General features: G+C 59.3%; 21 protein-coding genes and 1 pseudogene. 9 read left to right on the top strand and 13 right to left on the bottom strand.

Annotated elements, in window-relative coordinates; all coding sequences use genetic code 11:
- Together ACMXYJ_RS19420 and ACMXYJ_RS19415 are read right to left on the bottom strand one after the other, a co-directional pair.
- Nucleotides 1–960 carry an AAA family ATPase gene (locus ACMXYJ_RS19420; RefSeq protein WP_008150800.1) on the bottom strand — a complete coding sequence of 320 codons (960 nt, stop codon included), beginning with the start codon at nucleotides 958–960 and terminating at the stop codon, nucleotides 1–3.
- Nucleotides 961–1,255: 295 nt separating this feature from the next.
- Entirely contained in the window at nucleotides 1,256–1,609 is a 354-nt protein-coding gene (locus ACMXYJ_RS19415) for a hypothetical protein (RefSeq protein WP_415756485.1), read from the bottom strand.
- 503 nt (nucleotides 1,610–2,112) lie between these two features.
- Between ACMXYJ_RS19415 and ACMXYJ_RS19410 the strand changes: the two genes are divergently transcribed.
- A complete protein-coding gene (locus tag ACMXYJ_RS19410; protein ID WP_415756484.1) occupies nucleotides 2,113–7,020 on the top strand; it encodes an NAD-glutamate dehydrogenase in 4,908 nt (1,635 codons plus the stop codon).
- A 171-nt stretch (nucleotides 7,021–7,191) separates the two neighbouring features.
- Here the strand turns inward: ACMXYJ_RS19410 and ACMXYJ_RS19405 are convergent, their stop codons facing one another.
- The 4 genes from ACMXYJ_RS19405 to ACMXYJ_RS19390 all read right to left on the bottom strand — a co-directional run bounded on the left by ACMXYJ_RS19405 (nucleotide 7,192) and on the right by ACMXYJ_RS19390 (nucleotide 10,582).
- The gene (locus ACMXYJ_RS19405; protein ID WP_415756483.1) at nucleotides 7,192–7,902 is read right to left on the bottom strand and encodes an ATPase; all 711 of its coding nucleotides are present in this window, start codon (nucleotides 7,900–7,902) and stop codon (nucleotides 7,192–7,194) included.
- A gap of 228 nt (nucleotides 7,903–8,130) precedes the next feature.
- On the bottom strand, nucleotides 8,131–8,541 hold the full coding sequence (locus ACMXYJ_RS19400; protein WP_415756482.1) for a cupin domain-containing protein: 411 nt from the start codon (nucleotides 8,539–8,541) through the stop codon (nucleotides 8,131–8,133).
- A 190-nt stretch (nucleotides 8,542–8,731) separates the two neighbouring features.
- The gene (locus ACMXYJ_RS19395) at nucleotides 8,732–9,025 is read right to left on the bottom strand and encodes a putative quinol monooxygenase (protein ID WP_008150809.1); all 294 of its coding nucleotides are present in this window, start codon (nucleotides 9,023–9,025) and stop codon (nucleotides 8,732–8,734) included.
- 123 nt (nucleotides 9,026–9,148) lie between these two features.
- Entirely contained in the window at nucleotides 9,149–10,582 is a 1,434-nt protein-coding gene (locus ACMXYJ_RS19390) for a PLP-dependent aminotransferase family protein (RefSeq protein ID WP_415756481.1), read from the bottom strand.
- Nucleotides 10,583–10,789: 207 nt separating this feature from the next.
- Here ACMXYJ_RS19390 and ACMXYJ_RS19385 point away from each other — a divergent pair, with 207 nt between their 5' ends.
- The 3 genes from ACMXYJ_RS19385 (at nucleotide 10,790) to ACMXYJ_RS19375 (ending at nucleotide 12,869) form a co-directional block, all read left to right on the top strand.
- On the top strand, nucleotides 10,790–11,230 hold the full coding sequence (locus ACMXYJ_RS19385; protein WP_415756480.1) for a carboxymuconolactone decarboxylase family protein: 441 nt from the start codon (nucleotides 10,790–10,792) through the stop codon (nucleotides 11,228–11,230).
- 87 nt (nucleotides 11,231–11,317) lie between these two features.
- Nucleotides 11,318–12,310 (top strand): LysR family transcriptional regulator, encoded by a 993-nt coding sequence (locus tag ACMXYJ_RS19380; protein WP_415756479.1) that lies wholly within the window; start codon nucleotides 11,318–11,320, stop codon nucleotides 12,308–12,310.
- A 37-nt stretch (nucleotides 12,311–12,347) separates the two neighbouring features.
- Complete coding sequence (locus ACMXYJ_RS19375) at nucleotides 12,348–12,869, top strand: GNAT family N-acetyltransferase (protein WP_415756478.1); 522 nt, start codon at nucleotides 12,348–12,350, stop codon at nucleotides 12,867–12,869.
- A gap of 1 nt (nucleotide 12,870) precedes the next feature.
- Here the strand turns inward: ACMXYJ_RS19375 and ACMXYJ_RS19370 are convergent, their stop codons facing one another.
- Nucleotides 12,871–13,563: an aspartate/glutamate racemase family protein gene (locus tag ACMXYJ_RS19370; RefSeq protein WP_415756477.1), complete on the bottom strand. Its 693-nt coding sequence runs from the start codon at nucleotides 13,561–13,563 to the stop codon at nucleotides 12,871–12,873.
- Between the two features lie 95 nt (nucleotides 13,564–13,658).
- On the opposite strand from ACMXYJ_RS19370, the gene ACMXYJ_RS19365 reads away from it, so the two are divergent.
- Together ACMXYJ_RS19365 and ACMXYJ_RS19360 are read left to right on the top strand one after the other, a co-directional pair.
- Nucleotides 13,659–14,435 carry an AraC family transcriptional regulator gene (locus tag ACMXYJ_RS19365; RefSeq protein WP_415756476.1) on the top strand — a complete coding sequence of 259 codons (777 nt, stop codon included), beginning with the start codon at nucleotides 13,659–13,661 and terminating at the stop codon, nucleotides 14,433–14,435.
- Nucleotides 14,436–14,504: 69 nt separating this feature from the next.
- Complete coding sequence (locus tag ACMXYJ_RS19360) at nucleotides 14,505–14,999, top strand: hypothetical protein (protein WP_415756475.1); 495 nt, start codon at nucleotides 14,505–14,507, stop codon at nucleotides 14,997–14,999.
- A gap of 24 nt (nucleotides 15,000–15,023) precedes the next feature.
- On the opposite strand, the gene ACMXYJ_RS19355 is transcribed toward ACMXYJ_RS19360, so the two are convergent.
- The 6 genes and pseudogenes from ACMXYJ_RS19355 to ccoN all read right to left on the bottom strand — a co-directional run bounded on the left by ACMXYJ_RS19355 (nucleotide 15,024) and on the right by ccoN (nucleotide 18,521).
- Nucleotides 15,024–15,410 (bottom strand): putative Ig domain-containing protein, encoded by a 387-nt coding sequence (locus ACMXYJ_RS19355; protein WP_415756474.1) that lies wholly within the window; start codon nucleotides 15,408–15,410, stop codon nucleotides 15,024–15,026.
- A gap of 21 nt (nucleotides 15,411–15,431) precedes the next feature.
- A complete protein-coding gene (locus tag ACMXYJ_RS19350) occupies nucleotides 15,432–16,055 on the bottom strand; it encodes a hypothetical protein (protein WP_415756473.1) in 624 nt (207 codons plus the stop codon).
- A complete protein-coding gene (locus ACMXYJ_RS19345; RefSeq protein ID WP_415760838.1) occupies nucleotides 16,018–16,434 on the bottom strand; it encodes a hypothetical protein in 417 nt (138 codons plus the stop codon). The genes ACMXYJ_RS19350 and ACMXYJ_RS19345 overlap by 38 nt, the downstream gene beginning before the upstream one ends.
- Nucleotides 16,435–16,452: 18 nt before the next feature.
- Nucleotides 16,453–16,742, bottom strand: a pseudogene (locus tag ACMXYJ_RS19340) (PAAR domain-containing protein); the annotation flags it as partial.
- 114 nt (nucleotides 16,743–16,856) lie between these two features.
- Nucleotides 16,857–17,078: a cbb3-type cytochrome c oxidase subunit 3 gene (locus tag ACMXYJ_RS19335; protein WP_415756472.1), complete on the bottom strand. Its 222-nt coding sequence runs from the start codon at nucleotides 17,076–17,078 to the stop codon at nucleotides 16,857–16,859.
- A gap of 15 nt (nucleotides 17,079–17,093) precedes the next feature.
- On the bottom strand, nucleotides 17,094–18,521 hold the full coding sequence (ccoN, locus tag ACMXYJ_RS19330) for a cytochrome-c oxidase, cbb3-type subunit I (RefSeq protein ID WP_415756471.1): 1,428 nt from the start codon (nucleotides 18,519–18,521) through the stop codon (nucleotides 17,094–17,096).
- Between the two features lie 272 nt (nucleotides 18,522–18,793).
- Between ccoN and ACMXYJ_RS19325 the strand changes: the two genes are divergently transcribed.
- The 3 genes from ACMXYJ_RS19325 (at nucleotide 18,794) to ACMXYJ_RS19315 (ending at nucleotide 21,989) form a co-directional block, all read left to right on the top strand.
- Complete coding sequence (locus ACMXYJ_RS19325; protein ID WP_415756470.1) at nucleotides 18,794–20,467, top strand: nitrite/sulfite reductase; 1,674 nt, start codon at nucleotides 18,794–18,796, stop codon at nucleotides 20,465–20,467.
- Entirely contained in the window at nucleotides 20,464–20,943 is a 480-nt protein-coding gene (locus tag ACMXYJ_RS19320) for a DUF934 domain-containing protein (RefSeq protein ID WP_415756469.1), read from the top strand. Before ACMXYJ_RS19325 ends, ACMXYJ_RS19320 begins: the two co-directional genes overlap by 4 nt.
- Nucleotides 20,944–21,020: 77 nt before the next feature.
- Nucleotides 21,021–21,989, top strand: a complete 969-nt coding sequence (locus ACMXYJ_RS19315; protein ID WP_415756468.1) for a hypothetical protein — start codon at nucleotides 21,021–21,023, stop codon at nucleotides 21,987–21,989.
- Nucleotides 21,990–22,049 lie beyond the last annotated feature (60 nt).

The raw sequence follows: 22,049 nt of genomic DNA, 5'->3' as shown, positions 1-22,049 counted from the left end.
TCAAGCGACGGCTACGACGTCGAGAATCCGCTGGACCACCCGGTCCTGGTCGATGCCCGCGGCTTCGGCTTCAAAGGAAAGAATGATGCGATGACGCAGCACATCGAACAGTACCGCTTGAATGTCTTCCGGGCTGACGAAGTCGCGACCGGCCAGCCAGGCGTGGGCCCGGGCGCAACGGTCGAGGGCGATCGAGCCGCGCGGGCTGGCGCCATAGGCGATCCACTCGGCCATCTCCGGGTCGAACTTGGCCGGGGTGCGTGTGGCCATGACCAGTTGCACCAGGTATTCCTCCACGGCGTCGGCCATGTACAAACCGAGGATTTCCTTGCGCGCGGCGAAGATCGCCTGCTGGCTGACCCGGCGCTCGGGCTTGGTTTCTCCATTCAACGCTTCGCCGCGGGCCTGTTGCAGGATCCGACGTTCGACGGCGGCGTCCGGGAAGCCGATTTTCACGTGCATCAGGAAGCGGTCGAGCTGCGCTTCGGGCAGTGGATAGGTGCCTTCCTGCTCGATCGGGTTTTGCGTGGCCATCACCAAAAACAGCGGCGACAGCTCGTATGTGCTGCGCCCGACGCTGACCTGGCGCTCGCCCATGGCTTCGAGCAGGGCCGACTGAACCTTGGCCGGGGCGCGGTTGATTTCGTCCGCCAGCACCAGGTTGTGGAAGATCGGGCCTTGCTGGAACACAAAACTGCCGGTTTCCGGGCGATAGATTTCCGTGCCGGTGATGTCGGCGGGCAACAGGTCGGGGGTGAACTGGATGCGATGGAACTGTGCTTCGATACCTTCGGCGAGTTCTTTGATGGCCTTGGTCTTGGCCAGGCCCGGAGCGCCCTCGACCAGCATGTGGCCGTCGGCAAGCAAGGCGATGAGCAAGCGCTCGATGAGTTTTTCCTGGCCGAGAATCTGCGTTGAAAGAAAGGTTCGCAGCGCTAGCAGCGCTTCACGATGTTCCATCGATGACTGTTCCTGGAAAGGGTGACCGAAGACGTTCGAATAACGCCAGGGCTGGGGGCGTTACTTTAATCTATCGCGGGGGGCGGCGACTAACGGCATTTTGTGCAAAGTGCAGGAATTGATTGGCGAGATTGTTTGAATTTTGTAGGACTCAAAGGGTGGTGGTGGTCTTTCGGGCCTTATCGCGAGCAAGCTCGCTCCCACACGTGACCGAGTTGTTTCATGAAAATGCGATCAAATGTGGGAGCGAGCTTGCTCGCGATGAGGCTGGTTCAGGCACCGGAGATTCCGTGTCTTAGAGCTCGCTTACATAGGTGCCAGTACCCTTGAGAATGTTCTGCAACGTCTCTTCCACTTCAGCCAAATCACTCGCATCAGTGCTGTGAATGATTTCCAGCGAATCATCACCATTCAGCGCATCGGCGTCAGCGGCGGCGATTTCGATCAGCAGGCGGGTAGGGCTGAGGGTGACTTTCACGCCGTCCAGGGTCGAAGGCTCGTCGCCGAGGCTGATGTCCAGCGCATCCTCGTCCGGGTAGCGGGTCATCAGGAACATATCGCCCTGATCGCTGTGGCAGCAGAGCATGGCCATGTTGTCTTCTTCGTCATCGCACGGGTTGACGATCAAGAGGGCGGTGGTCATTTGCATGGGGAATTCCTGGCTCGACGAGCATCGTGAAGACGAACAAAGGGCGATTCTGCCAGCAGACGGGAATTTCTGCTCGCCTGGTTGTCAGAGGATGTGTCGTGAGCATCCGGGGTGTTGCTGGTCATTTCTGGTACGGATGTGCCGCAAAACCGGGCTTAAACCCTCCGTTTTGCCGTGCGGCTGCTAGTGTTGTCCGATGCGCAAGGCGCAAGCTGCGTACCGATGACCGAATATGTCGCAGCGCTGCAAGCACGGGCCTTGCCGCACTGGTTAAGCTGCGCAACGGATGAGCACCTGTAAAGGCATTGCGCTGCACCTTGCCCAGTCGTTTTTGCAGATGCCCATTCATGGAAGGTGAATGTGACCTGAGTGTCTCGTCCAGCTTCACCCACCTGTCATCCTGTTTCCTCTGCCCGAGAATCAGGAACAGGGTGACGGATTGCCCCGAAAGGGGTTTGCACGCGACGCTTCCATCAATAACAAGCCCAAGCGGAGTACCACAGATGGCGTTCTTCACCGCAGCCAGCAAAGCCGACTTCCAGCACCAACTGCAAGCGGCACTGGCCCAGCACATCAGTGAACAGGCACTGCCACAAGTGGCGCTGTTCGCGGAACAATTTTTCGGCATCATTTCCCTGGACGAGCTGACCCAGCGTCGGTTGTCCGACCTCGCCGGCTGCACCCTTTCTGCGTGGCGCCTGCTTGAGCGCTTCGATCACGCGCAACCGCAAGTGCGCGTCTACAACCCCGATTACGAACGCCACGGCTGGCAGTCGACCCACACCGCGGTCGAAGTGCTGCACCACGACCTGCCATTTCTGGTGGACTCGGTACGCACCGAGCTGAACCGTCGCGGCTACAGCATCCACACCCTGCAAACCACTGTGCTGAGCGTGCGTCGCGGCAGCAAGGGCGAGCTGCTGGAAATCCTGCCGAAAGGCACCCAGGGCGACGACGTACTGCAAGAGTCGTTGATGTACCTGGAAATCGACCGTTGCGCCAATTCGGCCGAACTGAATGTCCTGAGCAAGGAACTGGAACAGGTTCTCGGTGAAGTCCGCGTCGCGGTCGCCGATTTCGAACCGATGAAAACCAAGGTCCAGGAGATCCTCACCGGCCTGGACAACAGCCAGTTCAAGGTTGATCCGGAAGAAAAAGCCGAAATCAAAAGCTTCCTGGAATGGCTGGTGGGCAACCACTTCACCTTCCTCGGCTATGAAGAATTCGTGGTTCGCGATGAAGCCGACGGCGGCCACATCGTCTACGACCAGGGCTCCTTCCTCGGCCTGACCAAATTGCTGCGCACCGGCCTGACCTACGATGACCTGCGTATCGAAGACTACGCCGTAAACTACCTGCGCGAACCGGCCCTGCTGTCGTTTGCCAAGGCTGCGCATCCAAGCCGTGTACACCGTCCGGCTTACCCGGATTACGTGTCGATCCGTGAAATCGACGCCGACGGCAACGTCATCAAGGAATGCCGTTTCATGGGCCTGTACACCTCCTCGGTGTATGGCGAGAGCGTGCGGGTCATCCCGTACATCCGTCGCAAGGTCGAAGAAATCGAACGCCGTTCCGGCTTCCAGGCCAAGGCTCACTTGGGCAAGGAACTGGCGCAGGTAGTTGAAGTGCTGCCGCGCGACGACCTGTTCCAGACCCCGGTCGACGAACTGTTTGCCACCGTGATGTCGATTGTGCAGATCCAGGAACGCAACAAGATTCGCGTATTCCTGCGCAAAGACCCGTACGGCCGCTTCTGCTACTGCCTGGCCTACGTGCCGCGCGACATCTACTCCACCGAAGTGCGCCAGAAGATCCAGCAAGTGCTGATGGATCGCCTGAAAGCCTCGGACTGCGAGTTCTGGACTTTCTTCTCCGAGTCCGTGCTGGCCCGCGTGCAGCTGATTCTGCGCGTCGATCCGAAGAACCGTCTGGACATCGACCCGGTTCTGCTGGAAAAAGAAGTGGTACAGGCCTGCCGCAGCTGGCAGGACGACTACGCGAGCCTGGTCGTCGAAAGCTTCGGCGAAGCCCACGGCACCAACGTGCTGGCTGACTTCCCGAAAGGCTTCCCGGCCGGTTACCGCGAGCGTTTTGCCGCCCACTCGGCTGTGGTCGACATGCAGCACTTGCTGAGCCTGAAAGAATCCAATCCGCTGGTGATGAGTTTCTATCAGCCACTGGGTCAGGTCTCCGGTCAGCGCGAACTGCACTGCAAGCTGTATCACGCCGATACCCCGCTGGCGTTGTCCGACGTGTTGCCGATCCTGGAAAACCTTGGCCTGCGCGTGCTGGGTGAATTCCCGTATCGCCTGCGTCACAACAGTGGCCGCGAGTTCTGGATTCACGATTTCGCGTTCACCGCCGCTGAAGGCCTGGAACTCGACATCCAGCAACTCAACGACACCTTGCAGGACGCTTTCGTCCACATCGTGCGTGGCGATGCCGAGAACGATGCGTTCAACCGTCTGGTGCTGACCGCCGGCCTGCCATGGCGCGATGTCGCGCTGCTGCGTGCCTACGCCCGTTACATGAAGCAGATTCGCCTGGGCTTCGACCTGGGTTACATCGCCAGCACCCTGAACAACCACACCGACATCGCTCGCGAGTTGACCCGGTTGTTCAAAACCCGTTTCTACCTGGCCCGCAAGCTCGGTACTGACGATCTGGAAGACAAGCAGCAACGTCTGGAACACGCGATTCTGAGCGCACTGGACGACGTCCAGGTGTTGAACGAAGACCGCATCCTGCGTCGCTACCTGGACCTGATCAAAGCCACGCTGCGCACCAACTTCTACCAGACCGACGCGCACGGTCAGAACAAGTCCTACTTCAGCTTCAAGTTCAACCCGCACCAGATTCCAGAACTGCCGAAGCCTGTTCCGAAGTTCGAAATCTTCGTTTACTCGCCACGTGTCGAAGGCGTGCACCTGCGCTTCGGCAACGTTGCTCGCGGTGGTCTGCGTTGGTCTGATCGTGAAGAAGACTACCGCACCGAAGTCCTGGGCCTGGTAAAAGCCCAGCAAGTGAAGAACTCGGTCATCGTGCCGGTGGGCGCCAAGGGCGGCTTCCTGCCGCGTCGCCTGCCATTGGGCGGCGGTCGGGACGAGATCGCGGCCGAGGGCATCGCCTGCTACCGCATCTTCATTTCGGGCCTGCTGGACATCACCGACAACCTGAAAGACGGCGCACTGGTACCGCCGGCCAACGTCGTGCGTCATGACGACGATGACCCGTACCTGGTGGTGGCAGCGGACAAGGGCACTGCAACCTTCTCCGACATCGCCAACGGCATCGCCATCGACTACGGCTTCTGGCTCGGCGATGCATTCGCATCGGGCGGCTCGGCCGGTTACGACCACAAGAAAATGGGCATCACCGCCAAGGGCGCGTGGGTTGGCGTTCAACGTCACTTCCGCGAACGCGGCATCAATGTTCAGGAAGACAACATTACTGTGGTCGGCGTCGGCGACATGGCCGGTGACGTGTTCGGTAACGGCTTGTTGATGTCCGACAAGCTGCAACTGGTCGCAGCGTTCAACCACCTGCACATCTTCATCGACCCGAACCCGGAGCCGGCCAACAGCTTCGCCGAGCGTCAGCGCCTGTTCGACCTGCCGCGTTCGGCCTGGTCGGATTACGACACCAGCATCATGTCCGAAGGCGGCGGGATCTTCTCCCGTAGCGCGAAAAGCATCGCGATTTCCCCGCAGATGAAAGAGCGCTTCGACATTCAGGCTGACAAGCTGACCCCGACCGAACTGCTGAACGCCTTGCTCAAGGCACCGGTGGATCTGTTGTGGAATGGCGGTATCGGTACGTACGTCAAAGCCAGCAGCGAAAGCCACGCCGATGTCGGCGACAAGGCCAACGATGCACTGCGCGTGAACGGCAACGAACTGCGCTGCAAAGTCGTGGGCGAGGGCGGTAACCTCGGTATGACCCAGCTGGGTCGTGTCGAATTCGGTCTCAATGGCGGCGGTTCCAACACCGACTTCATCGATAACGCCGGTGGTGTGGACTGCTCCGACCACGAAGTAAACATCAAGATCCTGCTGAACGAAGTGGTTCATGCCGGTGACATGACCGACAAGCAACGTAACCAGTTGCTGGCGAGCATGACCGACGAAGTCGGCAACCTGGTGCTGGGCAACAACTACAAGCAGACTCAGGCACTGTCCCTGGCAGCACGCCGTGCCTTCGTGCGGATTGCCGAATACAAGCGTCTGATGAACGATCTGGAAGGCCGCGGCAAGCTGGATCGCGCCATCGAGTTCCTGCCGGCTGAAGAAGCGATCAACGAACGCCTCGCGGAAGGCCACGGCCTGACCCGTGCCGAGCTGTCGGTGCTGATCTCCTACAGCAAGATCGACCTCAAGGAAGCGTTGCTCAACTCTCAGGTACCGGACGATGACTACCTGACGCGCGACATGGAAACCGCTTTCCCGCCGACCCTGGTGAGCAAGTTCTCCGACGCCATGCGCCGTCACCGTCTGAAGCGTGAGATCGTCAGCACCCAGATCGCCAACGATCTGGTCAACCACATGGGCATCACCTTCGTTCAACGACTCAAAGAGTCGACCGGCATGAGCCCGGCGAACGTGGCCGGCGCTTACGTGATCGTGCGTGACATTTTCCATCTCCCGCACTGGTTCCGTCAGATCGAAGCCCTGGACTACCAGGTTTCCGCCGACGTACAACTGGAGCTGATGGACGAGCTGATGCGTCTGGGCCGTCGCGCTACGCGCTGGTTCCTGCGCAGCCGTCGCAACGAGCAGAATGCTGCCCGTGACGTCGCGCACTTCGGTCCACATCTGGCAGCGCTGGGCCTCAAGCTCGACGAACTGCTGGAAGGCCCGACCCGCGAAGGCTGGCAGACCCGTTATCAGGCTTACGTTGCGGCTGGCGTTCCTGAGTTGCTGGCGCGCATGGTTGCAGGCACTACTCACCTGTACACCTTGCTGCCGATCATCGAAGCGGCGGACGTAACCGGTCAGAACGCAGCCGACGTGGCGAAGGCTTACTTCGCTGTGGGCAGCGCGCTGGACATCACCTGGTACCTGCAACAGATCAGCGCTCTGCCGGTTGAAAACAACTGGCAGGCCCTGGCCCGTGAAGCGTTCCGCGATGACGTCGATTGGCAACAACGTGCGATCACCATCTCCGTCCTGCAACAAGGCGACGGCACCCAGGACGTGGAAACCCGTCTGGAGCTGTGGATGGAAGAGCACGAAGGCATGATCGAACGCTGGCGCGCCATGCTGGTAGAAATCCGTGCCGCCAGCGGCACTGATTACGCCATGTATGCGGTGGCCAACCGTGAGCTGCTGGATCTGGCGTTGAGCGGTCAAGCGGTAGTGCCAGTCACTGCCACTAGCACTGCCAGCGCCGAGCTGGAACCGGCGGCCTGATCAGGCGCTGAATGAAGAAGCCCCGCAATGAGAATTGCGGGGCTTTTTTTTTGCCTGAAGGGTTTGTACCGTCTGGTCGGGCCTCATCGCGAGCAGGCTCACTCCCACATTGGTTGCGTCGTCCACAGAACTAATGTGGGAGCGAGCTTGCTCGCGATGAGGCCATTTGCCTCAATACAACTTCTGACCTGTTGTGTTATCGATCATCGACACTTTATCTGTCGGTCTGGTCAATAAATTACTGAGCGACTGGTCAAACTTCTGCAGTGCCCGAACTTGCACATTCTGCTGTTCGTTTATATCGGCAACTATCTCTTCACTACGTTTATAGTCCGCCCATACCGGACTCAGTTCTTTAGCGTCATGCCCTTGTGCAGTGCCGATGTAGTTAAAGTTCGAATCGTAGAACGCTGCGCTGACATTCGCGCTGATGTCCGAACTGCGCGATGTCATCAATTGACTGCGGGTATCGACAATGGCGACCACTTCCGGCTTAGCCGCTCTCAGGCTTTGCATGTCCGGATACACCGTCACCGAGCCAAACTGACGTTGCAAGGACGCCTTGACCCAGTCCACGGCCAGGTCGGGTTTTGAGGTGGCGACGTAGGCGTCGTGAATCGACTGCACCAGCAGGCTCTGGCCGAAACCGGTGCCGGCGTTGACCTGGTAATCCTGAAGGTAGGCGCGGTTGGTCTGAGTGTTGCGGCTGTAGACGATGCCCAGGGACACATTGCTGCCATTGGTGACACGCGTGGCGCTGCTGCGGCCGACCGGCTCGGTGAAAATGCCGTCGAGCGAAGAAACTGCCTTCGGTGCAGTGGGTATTGAACAGCCCGTTAAAAGAATTGTCATCGTCATGGTGCTGACAAGTGCAAGTTTCATGGTGTTTCTCCCGTGAAACAACTTGAGTCGGAAAGTTAATAGGCCGGACACAGTCGGCGGAGATTCCAGACTAACCCTGTCGTCACTGAATAAAATGGCCAATCAGCGCACTTGTCAGGTGGCTACTAGTTTTGTTTGGTTTAAAAGCCCCCGGCTAATTGCGCCGGGAAATAAACAGGCCTGAATTGTTAATTCGGGCCTGTTTATTTATGGCTGGCGCAACAGCTATCAGTTTTCCAAAGGGATCAATACTTTTTCGTCGGGCGCTAACACCATAAACACCAACAATTTTGCGGGTTTGGTAGTACTGGCATTTTTCGAGACCAGGTGCTCCGACCCCGCCGGTTCGTACCAGAATTCGCCGGCTTTGTAGGTGATCGCTTTTTGACCCTTCACTTGAGAAGTGATCGAGCCCGAAAGGACATAGGCCATGGCCGTGCCCTCGTGCTTGTGGGCGATGGACGATTGGCCGGGTTTGTAGTCGACTTCGATCATCAACGCTTTTTTGCCCGGCACGTTTTGCAGCATTTCGTCCTGCAGAATGGTGACTTTTTCCGAAGGGTCGTGAGCGAATGCGGCGGCGGAAAAGGTCAGGGCCAGGGCGGCGAGCGGCGCAGCACAGTAGCGGAAGGCGTTCATGGGTTATCACCTGCTGTGGTTAGTTGTCAGGGACCACAGTAAGTCTCGGCCAGGGCCAATCAAACAGCCAATTTTCGTGAAGGCGAGGGGACCAATCGTGCGCGTTCTAAAAACAAGATCGCCGCCTCCAGCCACTCCTGCGGGGGTACCCATAGCCCTGTAGGAGTGGCCGAAGGCGGCGACCTAATTTTTAAACGATAGGAAAACTGTTGAAGTCGACGCTGTTGGCCAGGCGGCTGTCGATCAGGCCGATAAAGCCTTGTACTTCAGGGCAATTGAAATGCATTTGCATGGCCGCTTCCGATTGCCAGCGGGCGCTGACAGTCCAGCGGTTGTCGTCCTCGGGGCAGCGGTCGACCATATAGGAATCACAGCCCGGTAGTTCGCGCAGGGTGTCGACAATTTTTTGCAGTTGCTTGCCCAGTTCGTCCGAGCGGCCGGCGGCGGCCTGCACCTTAACGGTATTGATCACTTCGTTGGACATTGCTCAGACTCCTGAATCAGGCCGGACGAATCCTGCTCATTGAGGGATAACGCTTATGCAGGATAGGCCTGCATCCACGGACCACCAATAGCCAATCACGGGATAAAAACGCAGACCAATCCGTCAGGCGACCTGCTGCAAAATGTCCCGCAGGCGGTCCAGGGCGATGTCGATGTCGAGGGTTTCGATGGCACCAAAACCGAGGAAAAGCCCGGCCTGGGGCGCTTGCTGATAGAAAAAGCTGTCGATGGGATACACCCCGACTTCGACCTTTTTCGCCAGTTCGATCAGCAATGGAATATCGATAGACACTTTGCACATAACCACCATGTGGAACCCGGCGGTGGTCGGGACAGCCTCGAGCCACGGTGAAAGATCGCCGGCCATGCGCTCGAGGATCCGCTCGCGACGCCCGGCGTAGATCGTATGGCAGCGCCGGATGTGCTTGAGCAGGCAGCCTTCGGCGATGAACTTGGCCAGTGCCCATTGGGGCAGGGTGGACGTGTGCAAGTCGGTGAGCTGCTTGGCGCGAATGACCGCGTCGAGAATCGCTGGCGGCAGGATCGCATAACCCAGGCGCAGCTCCGGCAGCAGGGTTTTTGAAAAGGTCCCGACGTAGGCGACGATGCCGCGCTCGTCCATGCTTTGCAGCGAGTCGGTGGGCCGGCCTTCGTAGCGGAATTCGCTGTCGTAATCGTCCTCGATGATGATCGCGCCCAACTCATGGGCACGCTCCAGCAGGGCCACCCGGCGCGCCTGGCTCATCGGCATGCCGAGCGGGAATTGATGGGACGGCGTGACGTAGATCAGGCGGGTGCCAAGGGGGATCTTGTCCACCTGAATGCCTTCCGCATCCACCGGGACGCCGATCACCGTGGCGCCGTGGGTACCGAACAGCAGGCGTGCGGGCGGATAGCCGGGGTCTTCCATGGCGACAAGGCTACCGGGGCGCGTGAGCACACGGGAGATCAGGTCCAGCGCCTGTTGCGCGCCGTTGCACACCACCACGTCTTCGTCCTGGCAATTGACCCCGCGAGAAAACGCGATGTGCCGGGCGATCGCATTACGCAGTGCCGGCAGGCCTTCGGGCAGGCTGTAGAAGCCCTTGGACGCAGAGATCTGGCGCAAGGCGTGAGCGGTGCAGCGTCGCCAGTCATCCTGGGGAAACTGGCCCTTGCTGGTGGCGCCGCCGATGAAGTCGTAACGCAACGAGCCTTCCAGCGTCGGATGGCGCAGGAACACCGGCAGGTTGCGCCAGGACTCGATGACCTCGGCGCTGGCCAATTCCGAATGGCTCTGTTTACGGGTGATTTTCGCCGGTCGGGCATTGACGTACGTGCCTTTGCCGATGACCCCGGTGAGGAAGTTTTCGTAGGTCAGTTGCGTGTAGGTGTCGGAAATGGTCTTGCGCGAAATGCCCAATTGTTCTGCCAGCAAACGACTGGGCGGCAACTGCGTCCCGGCTGCCAGACGACCGGATTCGATGGCGCTGCGCAGTTGGTTGTACAACTGGCCTGCCAGGTCCTTGCGGCCGTTGATGACAACGTGAAGTTCCATACCGGCGAGGCTCCTGGGGCAAATGAGGCGCGTGTGCGTCGGGCCAGATTACCCGCATGAGCGCCTGCGCAAAAGTTGCGTGGGCGAAAAACCTCCGATTGGTCTGGTGCCTGAGTGGTCCACGGGTATTTCGCAGAATTGGATCTGTAACGCCTGCGTATCAACGCCTACCTTGGGGGGCACACATTCGATCCACGAGGTCACTCCATGAACGTCCGCCTGGATTACTACAGCGCATCGCCCAAAGCGATGAAAGCGATGATTGCCATGGAGGCATTGACCAGCAATCTCAGCATCGAGCCGGCCTTGCTGCACTTGATCAAAATCCGTGCCTCGCAACTCAATGGCTGCGCTTTCTGCACCGACATGCACTCGGTGGATGCCCGGCGACTCGGCGAGACCGACCGTCGTTTGTATTCGATCGTGGTCTGGCGCGACAGCGGCTTCTTCAATGCGCGAGAACGCGCGGCGCTGGCCTGGACTGAAGCCGTCACCTTGCTCTCTGAAAGCCATGTGCCCGATGAGGTCTACGCGCAGGCCCGGGAGCAGTTCAACGAAGGCGAGATGGTCGACCTGACCATCGCCGTCACCACGATCAACAGCTGGAATCGACTGGCGGTGAGTTTTCGGCAAACCCCTGGCGGCTGAATCGATTTTCCGTCCCGAGTGTCACGTCAGGTTCATAAACGCTGCGCAGGATGAGGTTTTCAAGGACAGATCGACAGGGAGTCAGCGATGCCATTCATGGGAACCACAGGTCGTCAGCAAGTTGCCGAGTACCGCAAGCCCGTAGAAAAAATCTCATCCTGGCGCTCTCTGGCGGCAGGGATCGATCCGGTGCTGGCGCAGTCTTTTCGGGTCAGTGCCCGTTGCGGCTGTTTCATGCAAGCGGCCCGCAGTCTCAACATCAAGACCACCCAGCTGCGCAAACAATTGGCGCAGCTTGAAGCGCACCTGCAGTGTTCGCTATTCAGCCACTCAGAGAATGGCGTTGCCCTTAGTCGTGACGGGGTCCAACTGCAATCGCAGTTGATTGCTTTGGCCCACGAGCGCGACTTGCCGGTGATCGAACAGCCGTTGATTCGCCTGGCCGTCGCCGAATCGATCCTGCATGACATTCTCGGTCGCGATCTGGTTGCCTTGTTGCGGCGCAACGCCAGCGTGCGCCTGGACATCATCACCTTGGACAGCGAACTGTCCCTGCAAGCGGTCAGTGCCGATGTGGTGCTGTGGCTGGCCGGCACCGATTCACCGGCGCCAGGCCCGAGCTTTGCTGTCTGCGAGCCCCAACGTATGGCACGGCTCGACTACCTGCCCCACATCGCCAAACGGTATTCACGGGTCGCGTCGCGTCCAGACAGCCTCGACGACCTGACGGATTTCCTGCTGGTGCAATGGCAGCATGACCGTCAGGTCGACAGCTTTCGGCCGTGGAATACCCTCGTTGACCAGCGTCTGGCCGGAGTGGTGCAGTTGCATTCCTATGAGCTGATGTTGGAGATGATCCGTTGCAGTGCCTGCATTGGCCTGCTGCCCGGCTACATCAGCCGCTTCGACCGCGGCCTGATTGAATTGCCGGGGTTGTTCAGTCAACCGATGCAGCGGCAGGTGTGGATGGCGGTCAATGCCGAGTCCGAGGGGCAAGCGCAGGTGCAGATGATCGTCGAGCTGATCCAGAACACCTTCGAAGAGCGGCGGGAGTGGTTCGAACAACCTGCGGCGGTATAGAGTGGGCGGCCATGTCTGTCTCAAGGATGAATCACCCATGCCCGTCACTGACGCTGTCATCACCCTCGAACGTTTCAACGAATCCCACATCGACGGCATCACCGCGCTCTATAACGACCCGGCCATTACCCGTCAGGTGCTGCAAATGCCGTTTCAGTCCACCGAAGTCTGGCGCAAGCGCCTGGCGCCCGACAACGAGCGTTTGGTGCAGCTGGTGGCGCTGCATCAAGGGACGGTCATCGGCAATATTGGCCTGGAGCAGTTTTCACGGATCCGCCGCAGCCATGCCGGCAATCTTGGCATGGGTGTCGCGGTAGCTTGGCAGGGCAAGGGCGTTGGCTCGAAACTGCTGGCGGCAGCGCTGGACATCGCCGACAACTGGATGAACCTGCAGCGGGTCGAGCTTTCGGTCTACGCCGACAACGAAGCCGCCATCGGGCTCTACCGCAAGTTCGGTTTCGACACCGAAGGGCTGTTTCGCGACTACGCCGTGCGTGACGGCGTGCTGGTGGATGCCTTGAGCATGGCGCGCCTGCGTCGCACACCCAAGGCTGGTTGAGTCACTTGCCCAACGCGAACGCCACCGCCGCCTGCGCATGCAGTTCGGTGGTGTCGAGCAAGGGCAGGGCGCTGTGCTCGGGTTTGATCAGCAGGCCGATTTCCGTGCAGCCGAGGATGATCGCCTGGGCGCCGCGTCGGGTCAGTGATTCGATGACCTGCTGATAGACCTTGCGTGACGCCTCGCTGATTACCCCGACGCACAACTCGTCATAGATGATCCGGTGGACGGCCTGACGTTCATCGGCCTTCGGCACCAGCACGGTCAGCCCCATCGAAGTCAGGCGCTCCTTGAGGAAGTCCTGCTCCATGGTGAACGCTGTGCCGAGCAATCCGACCTTGAGCGCACCCGTATCGACGGCAGCCTGACCCGCTGGATCAGCGATGTGCAGGAATGGAATGTCAATCGCTGCCTGAATCTGCCCGGCCACCTTGTGCATGGTGTTGGTGCACAGCACCACGCAATCGGCGCCACCCGCCTGCAACCGTTGCGCCGCATCCACCAGAATCGCCGCCGCATCGTCCCAGCGCCCGGCATGCTGGGCCTGTTCGACAGGCCCGAAGTCGACGCTGTACATTAGCAATTTCGCCGAACGCAACGGCCCGAGCCGGTCGCGCACCTGCTGATTGATGAGACGGTAATACTCGGCGCTGGACTCCCAGCTCATGCCGCCGATTAGGCCGATGGTGCGCATGTCGTGCTCCTGTTGATGGCAACCCTTTGTTTTTGAGCATGCCTTTATTTGAGAGTACCCGTGGGTCTTCATCGCGATCTATCAGGAAATTTCACATGCCAGCGGTGCTGAGCCACGACCTGCTGGGCGGCAGACTTTGCCTGCAGCTTTTGCCCCGTGCGGCTTACAGCGCGCGTGATCCTGTGCAGTGGCAAACCCTGGGGGTGACGCTGGAACGGCAACACGGTGTGCACGCCATCGATTCGGATCATCGGGTGGATTTCGACACCTTGCCTGGCGTACTGGCTTACACCCCGGTCGGCGTGGAAGTGTTTTCCGAATCGGCCAGCGGTGGCGAATACCTGCTGATGCGTCTGGACGAGCCGTTGGCCCATCAGCATTTACCCTCGGTTGACCACCGTATTCAGTCTTCAGGCAATCGCCGTGCGCTGATGCTGGGCCGGGAACTGCGGCGTCTGTTGCTCGCTCCACAACCGGACAGGCTGGCGCTTGAGCAAAGGGCGGTGGAATTTGTTGGTTTGATGAGTCCAAAGGCCGATACCGCGCAACGTGCCACGCCCAGGGTTTTCAGCCGAGTGCTGGATCAGATCGCCGAGCAGTTCCACGAACCCCTGACCCTTGGACAATTGGCCGTCACCTACGGACAAAACGAGCTGCGCTTTCTGCGCGACTTCACCCGGGCGATCGGCCTGACACCTCACGCTTACCTCGTTGAAGTGCGGCTTCAGGCGGCACGCCGGATGATCGAACACACCGACCTGTCCCTGGCCGACATCGCCCTGGACGCCGGCTTCACCCATCAGTCCCACATGGGCAGTGCCTTTCGCAAATACCTGGCCATGACCCCCAGCCAATACCGTTCACGCTTTTAGTCGTACGCCGGCAGCGCGCATCTGCCATGCTCAAAGTCCGCAGCACCGCTTCAACAAAGGAACACCGCAATGGACGATGTACAGCAACTGGGTGAGATGCTTCGCCATTACGCAGAAAGCGAAGCACACAAGAAGCAACTGTTCGAGTCGCAATCGGCCGTGTGGGCGACGCGCATTGGTGAACTGTTCGATCAGATCCAGCAATGGCTGGAACCGGTCCAGGCGCCGAATCTGCTGGAGGTGAGCCGCGAGGCCTATGTCGCCTCGGGGCCGAGCGTGCCGGTCGAAACGTCGACCTTCAAGACCGAGAAGCTGTCCATTGTGATCGCCGGTAAACCGGTTGAATTTGTGCCGGATGTGATGGGTGCCGGTGGTCAGATTTCACTGGCTGTGATGGGCCTGACGGCCGCGCGCTACGGCAGCATTTCGCTGGTGTGCCTGCCACCGTCCAACAGCTGGCAATGGCGCAAGACCAATGGCTTGAAAGACCCGGATACCTTTGCGTTCGATGCGAACTTTTTGGCGCAGCAGTTGCAGAGCCTGATCCCCCGCGAACGCGGTTAATCGAACGCCTGGCGCCGCTTGATCTCAATCGCTCTCGACGTTTAGCGTGTAGGTTCTTTGCGCCGCTTGCCCGGTGCATTGCGTGCCGTATGTGTTGAGATAGATTGAGACTTCATACCGCCCGGGCTTTGTCGGTGTACCTACGATTCGGGCATGGTTCTGGCCTTCTTCGTAAACCAGTTTCAAACCTTCAGGCAGCGGCTGCGCCGGGTCGACATAGAACCCTGCGACGGCCACGTTGGTTCTTTTTACCTCGACACTAACGTTATAAGCCTTGCCGGTTGTCGCACTCGCGAGACTGTCGGGTTGAATCTCGAGAGGTGCGCGCCCGGCGCAGCCAGCAAGGGTGGTCAGCTCACATCCGCCTAGCAGCAGCGAGAGCGCGATAATTGAAAAAAGTGCGCGTTTCATTGTGGGTTCTTTTTTTGGGAATCAAGGAATCTTGCTGAATACGAGGCCGCCATAAAGGTGCTTGAGTACGCTTTGCAAGGTTGAATCGGGAGCCACCAGATGGGCGACCCGCCCCCAGGTAAACAATTTTGATTGAGTGATTTTCTCGCCCAAAGCCGTTGTTTGAGTGATGTTTCCCGCCGCTGTGGCAGGCGCTTGTTCCCAGGTAATCCAATGGTCCTTCATCAGCCCTTCGCCGCCGGCCAGCATGCCCGCGCCGATCAGTGTTGCGACGTGGTGTTGTGGGCCGATGTGCCCAAACAGTTCGATCAGTTGTTTCTGATCGAGATGAGAGGTGAATTGAACGTTGTCGAAGATGACGCTTGCGCCCGCCTGTTTGAACCAATCCGCGATCTTTCCTGGCAGCGTGATGCCCGCGGCCTGATCGTCCGGTGAATCGTAGTCCAGCAGCAGGTTCTCACTGTCCCGCAAGCTGGCCAGTGATATCCAGTCAATGGCCCAGATACGGTCGTTTTCGTTCTTTCGGCTGAGATTTGTCGGGTTACACGCACTATGGCTGGGTTTGATATGCAATTGCCCGATCGTGGTTTCCCCCGTTTCCCATAGGTCAATGATGGCTTTCGTGTACAGGTCGGGGCGATCCATCAACAACGCATAGAAAAAAGGTAGCGGGCCCGCACAGGCTGGTTTCCCTCTGGTCGGGGTAGCTGGGTGGTGTAGAGGTGCTCTGAACCTTATAACCATGAGCCTTGGCGACACGCGACTTGAGCTGCTCATAGATCTTGTTTTTTTCGAACGGGTCTTGCGGCGTCCCTATTGGATGGGCCGGATCATTGAACACGCGCTTGGTGTCGGGGCTGTTGCCAAAGGCGGCGAGCATTTCTACCGACGCCTTGATTGGATTGGCCGGCGCCGCGGAGCTGGACGCTGCCAGCGGTGCTGGCGAGGACTGGGCCAATGCGGCTGGCTGCACTGCAGCAGGCACTATTTGGGCTGCGGCGGCTGTTACTGCGGTCGCTGCCATTGCCTTGATGGCCCCTACGGGAGCGAACACTACGGCATCGCCAATAATGACCGTGCCGGAGCCACCCACAATGACACTGCCGTGATCACCCGTACTGCCGACGACTGCTGCATTCAGCCCGTTAATAAAAACGGTCTGTGAACAGCGCCGACGATGGCAGCACCGCAGGCAGACAGATCGCTTTGCCGTGCGGCGGCCAACCCGTCGAAAAAGACATCGGCTGAGCCGCTGACGATGGGGTTGGTGCCGTGTCCCGGAAGGGGACACGTGGTCGGATCCGAAACCCGGGCCGCTGGTTTTCCGCTCATTTTGATACTTCCCTGTGTTCAATGGGCGGATTCTAGGCCAATCCGCCGCTCAGGGACGAGCGTCTTCCAGAGCCTTTTCGGCGAGTGCGTCGGTCATCGCCAGAACCTGCGCGTTCAAATCTCCAGATTCCCCCAACCAGGTTTTGCTTCTTCCGGCGCTACCGCCTTCACCGTCTTGCCCGTCGCGAGTTCCACCCGCCGTGCCACCTCCGGGTCATCGGCAAACGGAATCAAACTGGCTTCATCCAGACTCTCGGTCGTCTGGTGCTTCAGGCAGTATTCAACCGCCAGCCAAAGCCCCACGACGCCCAACACATTCAGCACGACCTCAATCATCTCAAGCCCCTTGCCTCAGGCAATCTGCGCTTCGCGGTGGGCCATTTCGACGTCCGCAACCCGCACCGTGCGCCAGACGTTGTAAGCCATCAGCAACATGCCGCTGAGGAAGAACACCCCGCCGGCGAAGCGCACCACGAACCCTGGATGACTGGCCTGCAAGGCTTCGACGAAGGAGTAGGTCAACGTGCCGTCGTTGTTGATCGCCCGCCACATCAAGCCCTGGGTGATGCCGTTGACCCACATTGAGGCGATGTACAGCACCGTGCCGATGGTCGCCAGCCAGAAGTGAAGGTTGATCAGCGGTGTGCTATACATCTGCTCGCGGCCGAAGACTTTCGGGATCATGTGGTACAGCGAGCCGAAGGTGATCATTGCCACCCAACCCAGAGCGCCGGCGTGGACGTGGCCGATGGTCCAGTCGGTGTAGTGGGAGAGGGCGTTGACCGTTTTGATTGCCATCATCGGCCCTTCGAAGGTCGACATGCCGTAGAAGGCCAGGGACAACACCAAAAAGCGCAGGATCGGATCGGTGCGCAATTTATGCCAGGCACCTGACAGCGTCATCATGCCGTTGATCATGCCGCCCCAGCTCGGCGCCAGCAGGATCAGCGACATCGCCATGCCCAGCGACTGCGCCCAGTCCGGTAGCGCGGTGTAATGCAAGTGGTGCGGGCCGGCCCAGATGTACAAGGTAATCAGCGCCCAGAAGTGCACGATCGACAACCGATAGGAATACACCGGCCGCCCGACCTGTTTCGGCACGAAGTAATACATCATCCCCAGGAAACCGGTGGTCAGAAAGAACCCCACCGCGTTGTGCCCGTACCACCACTGCACCATGGCGTCGGTGGCCCCGGAATACACTGGATAGGACTTGAACCAGTCCACCGGAATCGCCAGGTGATTGACCACGTGCAGCATCGCGATCACCACGATGAACGCGCCAAAGAACCAGTTGCCGACGTAGATGTGTTTGGTCTTGCGCTGCACCACGGTGGTGAAAAACACGATGGCGTAAGCCACCCAGACCACCGTCATCCACACCGCGCCGGAGAATTCGATCTCGGCGTATTCCTTGGTGGTGGTGTAACCCAGCGGCAGGGTGATCAGCATCACCACGATCACCGACTGCCAGCCCCAAAAGGTGAATGCCGCGAGCTTGTCCGAAAACAGCCGCACCTGGCAGGTGCGCTGCACCGCGTAGTAACTGGCAGCGAATTGCGCGCTGCCGGCAAAGCCGAAAATCACCAGGCTGGTGTGCAAGGGACGCAAGCGGCCGAAGGTGGTCCACGGCAGGTCAAGGTTCATCTGCGGCCATACCAGTTGCGAGGCGATCCACACCCCCATCGCCATCCCCACGACACCCCAAACCACGGTTGCCACGACGAATTGGCGGACGACCTTGTAGTTATAGGCCTGTCCGATTGTTGCTGTGCTCATGGTCAATGCTTCCACGGTTGCAAAGTCTTGCCAGGCCACCCGGACTGGCATGTCGTGCACTGTAGAAACCTTGCCGGAAACAAAACAGACTCAGAAAAACCGAGTTTATGCGGATCAGATTTGAGGTAACCCTGCGGCTATCTACCACAACCTGATACGGTTTTTTAGCATTCAGGTGAATCTGTAACGTGCTGAGCCGCAGGTCCATAGTCGTTACCTCGTTACCTCGTGAACGAGCTGCAGAGCCCGATCAATCCTGATGAGGTAGCCACATGTATCAGTACGATGACTATGACCGGGCCCTGGTCTTTGAGCGTGTCGCGCAGTTTCGCGATCAGGTCGAACGCTTCATGGCGGATGAGTTGAGCGAAGAAGAATTCCTGCCGCTGCGTTTGCAAAACGGCCTGTACATGCAAAAGCACGCCTACATGCTGCGCGTGGCGATTCCATACGGCACGTTAAGCGCGCCGCAAATGCGCACGCTGGCGAGCATCGCCCGGGATTACGATCGAGGCTACGGCCACTTCACCACCCGGCAGAACATGCAGTTCAACTGGATCGAACTGGCCCAGGTGCCGGACATCCTTGAACGCCTGGCACACGTGGAAATGCACGCGATCCAGACCTCCGGCAACTGCGTGCGCAACATCACCACCGAAGCCTTTGCCGGGGTGGCAGCGGATGAAATGATCGACCCGCGGCCGCTGGCAGAAATCCTGCGGCAGTGGTCGACCATCAACCCGGAATTCCTGTTCCTGCCGCGCAAGTTCAAGATCGCGATCTGCTCGGCGGAACAAGACCGGGCGGCGATCATGATGCATGACATCGGCCTCTATCTTTACCCAGGCACCGACGGGCAAATGCTGCTGCGGGTCATCGTCGGCGGCGGGTTGGGGCGCACGCCGATCCTTGGTTTGCAAATTCGCGAAGGGTTACCGTGGCAGCACCTGCTGTCCTACGTCGAAGCGGTGTTGCGGGTCTACAACCGTCACGGTCGGCGGGACAATAAGTACAAGGCGCGGATCAAGATTCTGGTCAAGGCGCTGGGCATCGAAGCCTTTGCACGGGAAGTGGAGGAGGAGTGGCAGTACCTCAAGGACGGCCCGGCGCAGTTGACCGACGTCGAGTATGAGCGCGTGGCCAGTGCCTTTGTGCCGCCGGATTACCGCGCTCTGGCGGACACCGACCTCGACTTCGGCACGCGCCTGTCCGAAAATCCGGCCTTCGCCCGTTGGGTGTCGCGCAACGTTCAGCCGCACAAAGTGCCGGGTTACGCCAGCGTGGTGCTGTCGACCAAACCGGGCATCGCCTCGCCGCCGGGTGATGTCACGGCCGAGCAAATGGAGGCCGTGGCCGATTGGTCCGAGCAGTTCGGTTTTGGCGAAATTCGCATCGCCCATGAACAGAACATTGTGCTGCCCGACGTGCCGAAGGCTGATCTCTACACGCTCTGGAATCGCGCCTGCGAACAAGGCCTGGGCTGCGCCAACATCGGTTTACTGACCGACATCATCGCCTGCCCCGGCGGCGACTTCTGCGCGCTGGCCAATGCCAAGTCGATCCCCATCGCACAAGCCATTCAGGCACGCTTCGAAGACCTCGACTATCTGCATGATCTGGGCGACATCAGCCTGAACATCTCCGGCTGCATGAACGCCTGCGGCCACCACCACATCGGCAACATCGGCATTCTGGGGGTCGATAAGAACGGCAGCGAGTGGTACCAGATCACCCTCGGCGGTGCTCAGGGCAAGAACAGCGCATTGGGCAAAGTCATCGGTCCGTCCTTCAGCGCCGCCGAAGTGCCCGAGGTGATCGAGCAGATCATCGCCACGTTCGTCAATTACCGCGAGAGCGAGGAAGTGTTCGTCGACACCTTGCAGCGCATCGGTCTGGAACCGTTCAAAGAGCAGGTCTATCCGAAGCTGCTGGAGGTGTCGGCATGAACAATGTGCTGCGACTGGAGGAGGGTGTGGCGCGGATTGTCGCTGATGATCCATGGACCCTGGTCAGGGATGTCAACGATGAATGGCCGGCGGGTGCAGTGATTCTGCCGTTGGCCCGTTGGCTTGAAGGTCCACCGCAAAATGGCGTGTGGTTGGGGCCGGACGATGAGGTGGAAAGCCTCAAACCGTGGTTCTCACACCTGCCGCTGATTGCCCTGGATTTTCCGAGTTTTCGTGACGGTCGCGGTTACAGCCAGGCGTACTTGCTGCGCACTCGATTGGGCTGGACGGGCGAGTTGCGCGCGGTCGGCGACGTACTACGCGATCAACTCAGCCACATGCGTCAATGCGGGTTCGACAGCTTCGCGGTGCGCGAGGGCAAGTCGGTTGAAGATGCGCTCAAGGGGCTGGCCGGGATGAGTGTGTTGTATGGGCGCTCGGTGATTGAGCCGCGGCCGTTGTTCAGGCGACGTTGAGGGTTTTGCTTGGGTCGATGATGGCACTTTGGTAGAGTCCGCACCTCATAAGGAAGTCGTACCGAAAGGAGTCTGGTTTGAGTGTGGGCAAGAAGATTTTAGGGTTAACCGCGTTTCTGCTGATGTTGACCCTGTGGGGCGGTTATTTTTATGTGTTCCAGGAGAACCGCGGCGGGCAGTTGGGTGGTGCGTTCGACAGTTACGCCTGGTGCGGCACACCACCGGCCGCCGATGCGCTGTCGCTGGGCAAGGATCAGCTGACCCTGCGCATCACCAACAACCTGCGTGGCGAGTTCATGCTCAGCGGCGCTGTGATTGTTTCCGAGCGTACTTTCAACCGCTACGACCTGGGCCGAAACGAGCTACGCCTGCGCCTGGAACCGCTGCAATGGTCCTACGGCGCCACGCCGATTTTCCTAGAACAAGTCAGGATCAAACCCCTGAGCCGTAACCTCGCCTCAGACAACAAAAGCGCCTACGCCGAGCTCGAGCCACGACCGATCGGCGTACAGGGGCGCGCCACCGAGTTTCCCTTCGACACCTACCGCTACGGCTACAAACCGGTGCTGTATTACCTCAAGGGCAATGAGCGCATCGACGTGCGCTTTCGCCACATCACCACGGTGATGGAGATGTCGAATACCTTTACGCCCATTCAGAAGTACAACCGGGTCGAGTACATCAATGAGAAAAACGCGTTGGTGCGCGACGAGGATTACAAGCCTTACGCCGCCAACGAATGTGCGTTCAGCGTCGAGCGCAAAGGCTCGTTCAAGGTGATCGTCTTGCTGTTGCTGCTGGTGATTTGCCTGCCGCTGATGCACGTGTTTTATCGCGACGAGCCGGGCATCGATTTTCTCGCCACGCTGGTGAGTATCGGGGCGATCCGGGTGTTTCTGGTGGGGCCGTTGCAGGACTTTCAGCTGTACAACATTGACTTCCTGTTTGGCGCGGCGATTTTGCTGGTGGGGACGGTGTCGTTGATCAAGGCGATGCGGGCGAACAGTCGACGGGAGTTGGCGCTCAAAAGCGGTTCGTCCTGGTGATACCACCGTCTATGTAGCTGCTGCGTTGTGGCGAGGGGATTTATCCCCTCGCCACAACGC

Source organism: Pseudomonas arabinosi, assembly GCF_047758675.1.
Classification (GTDB): Bacteria; Pseudomonadota; Gammaproteobacteria; order Pseudomonadales; family Pseudomonadaceae; genus Aquipseudomonas; species Aquipseudomonas arabinosi.
The sequence above is the reverse complement of the archived record's forward strand: the minus strand, read 5'-3'. Positions and strand labels throughout refer to the sequence as shown.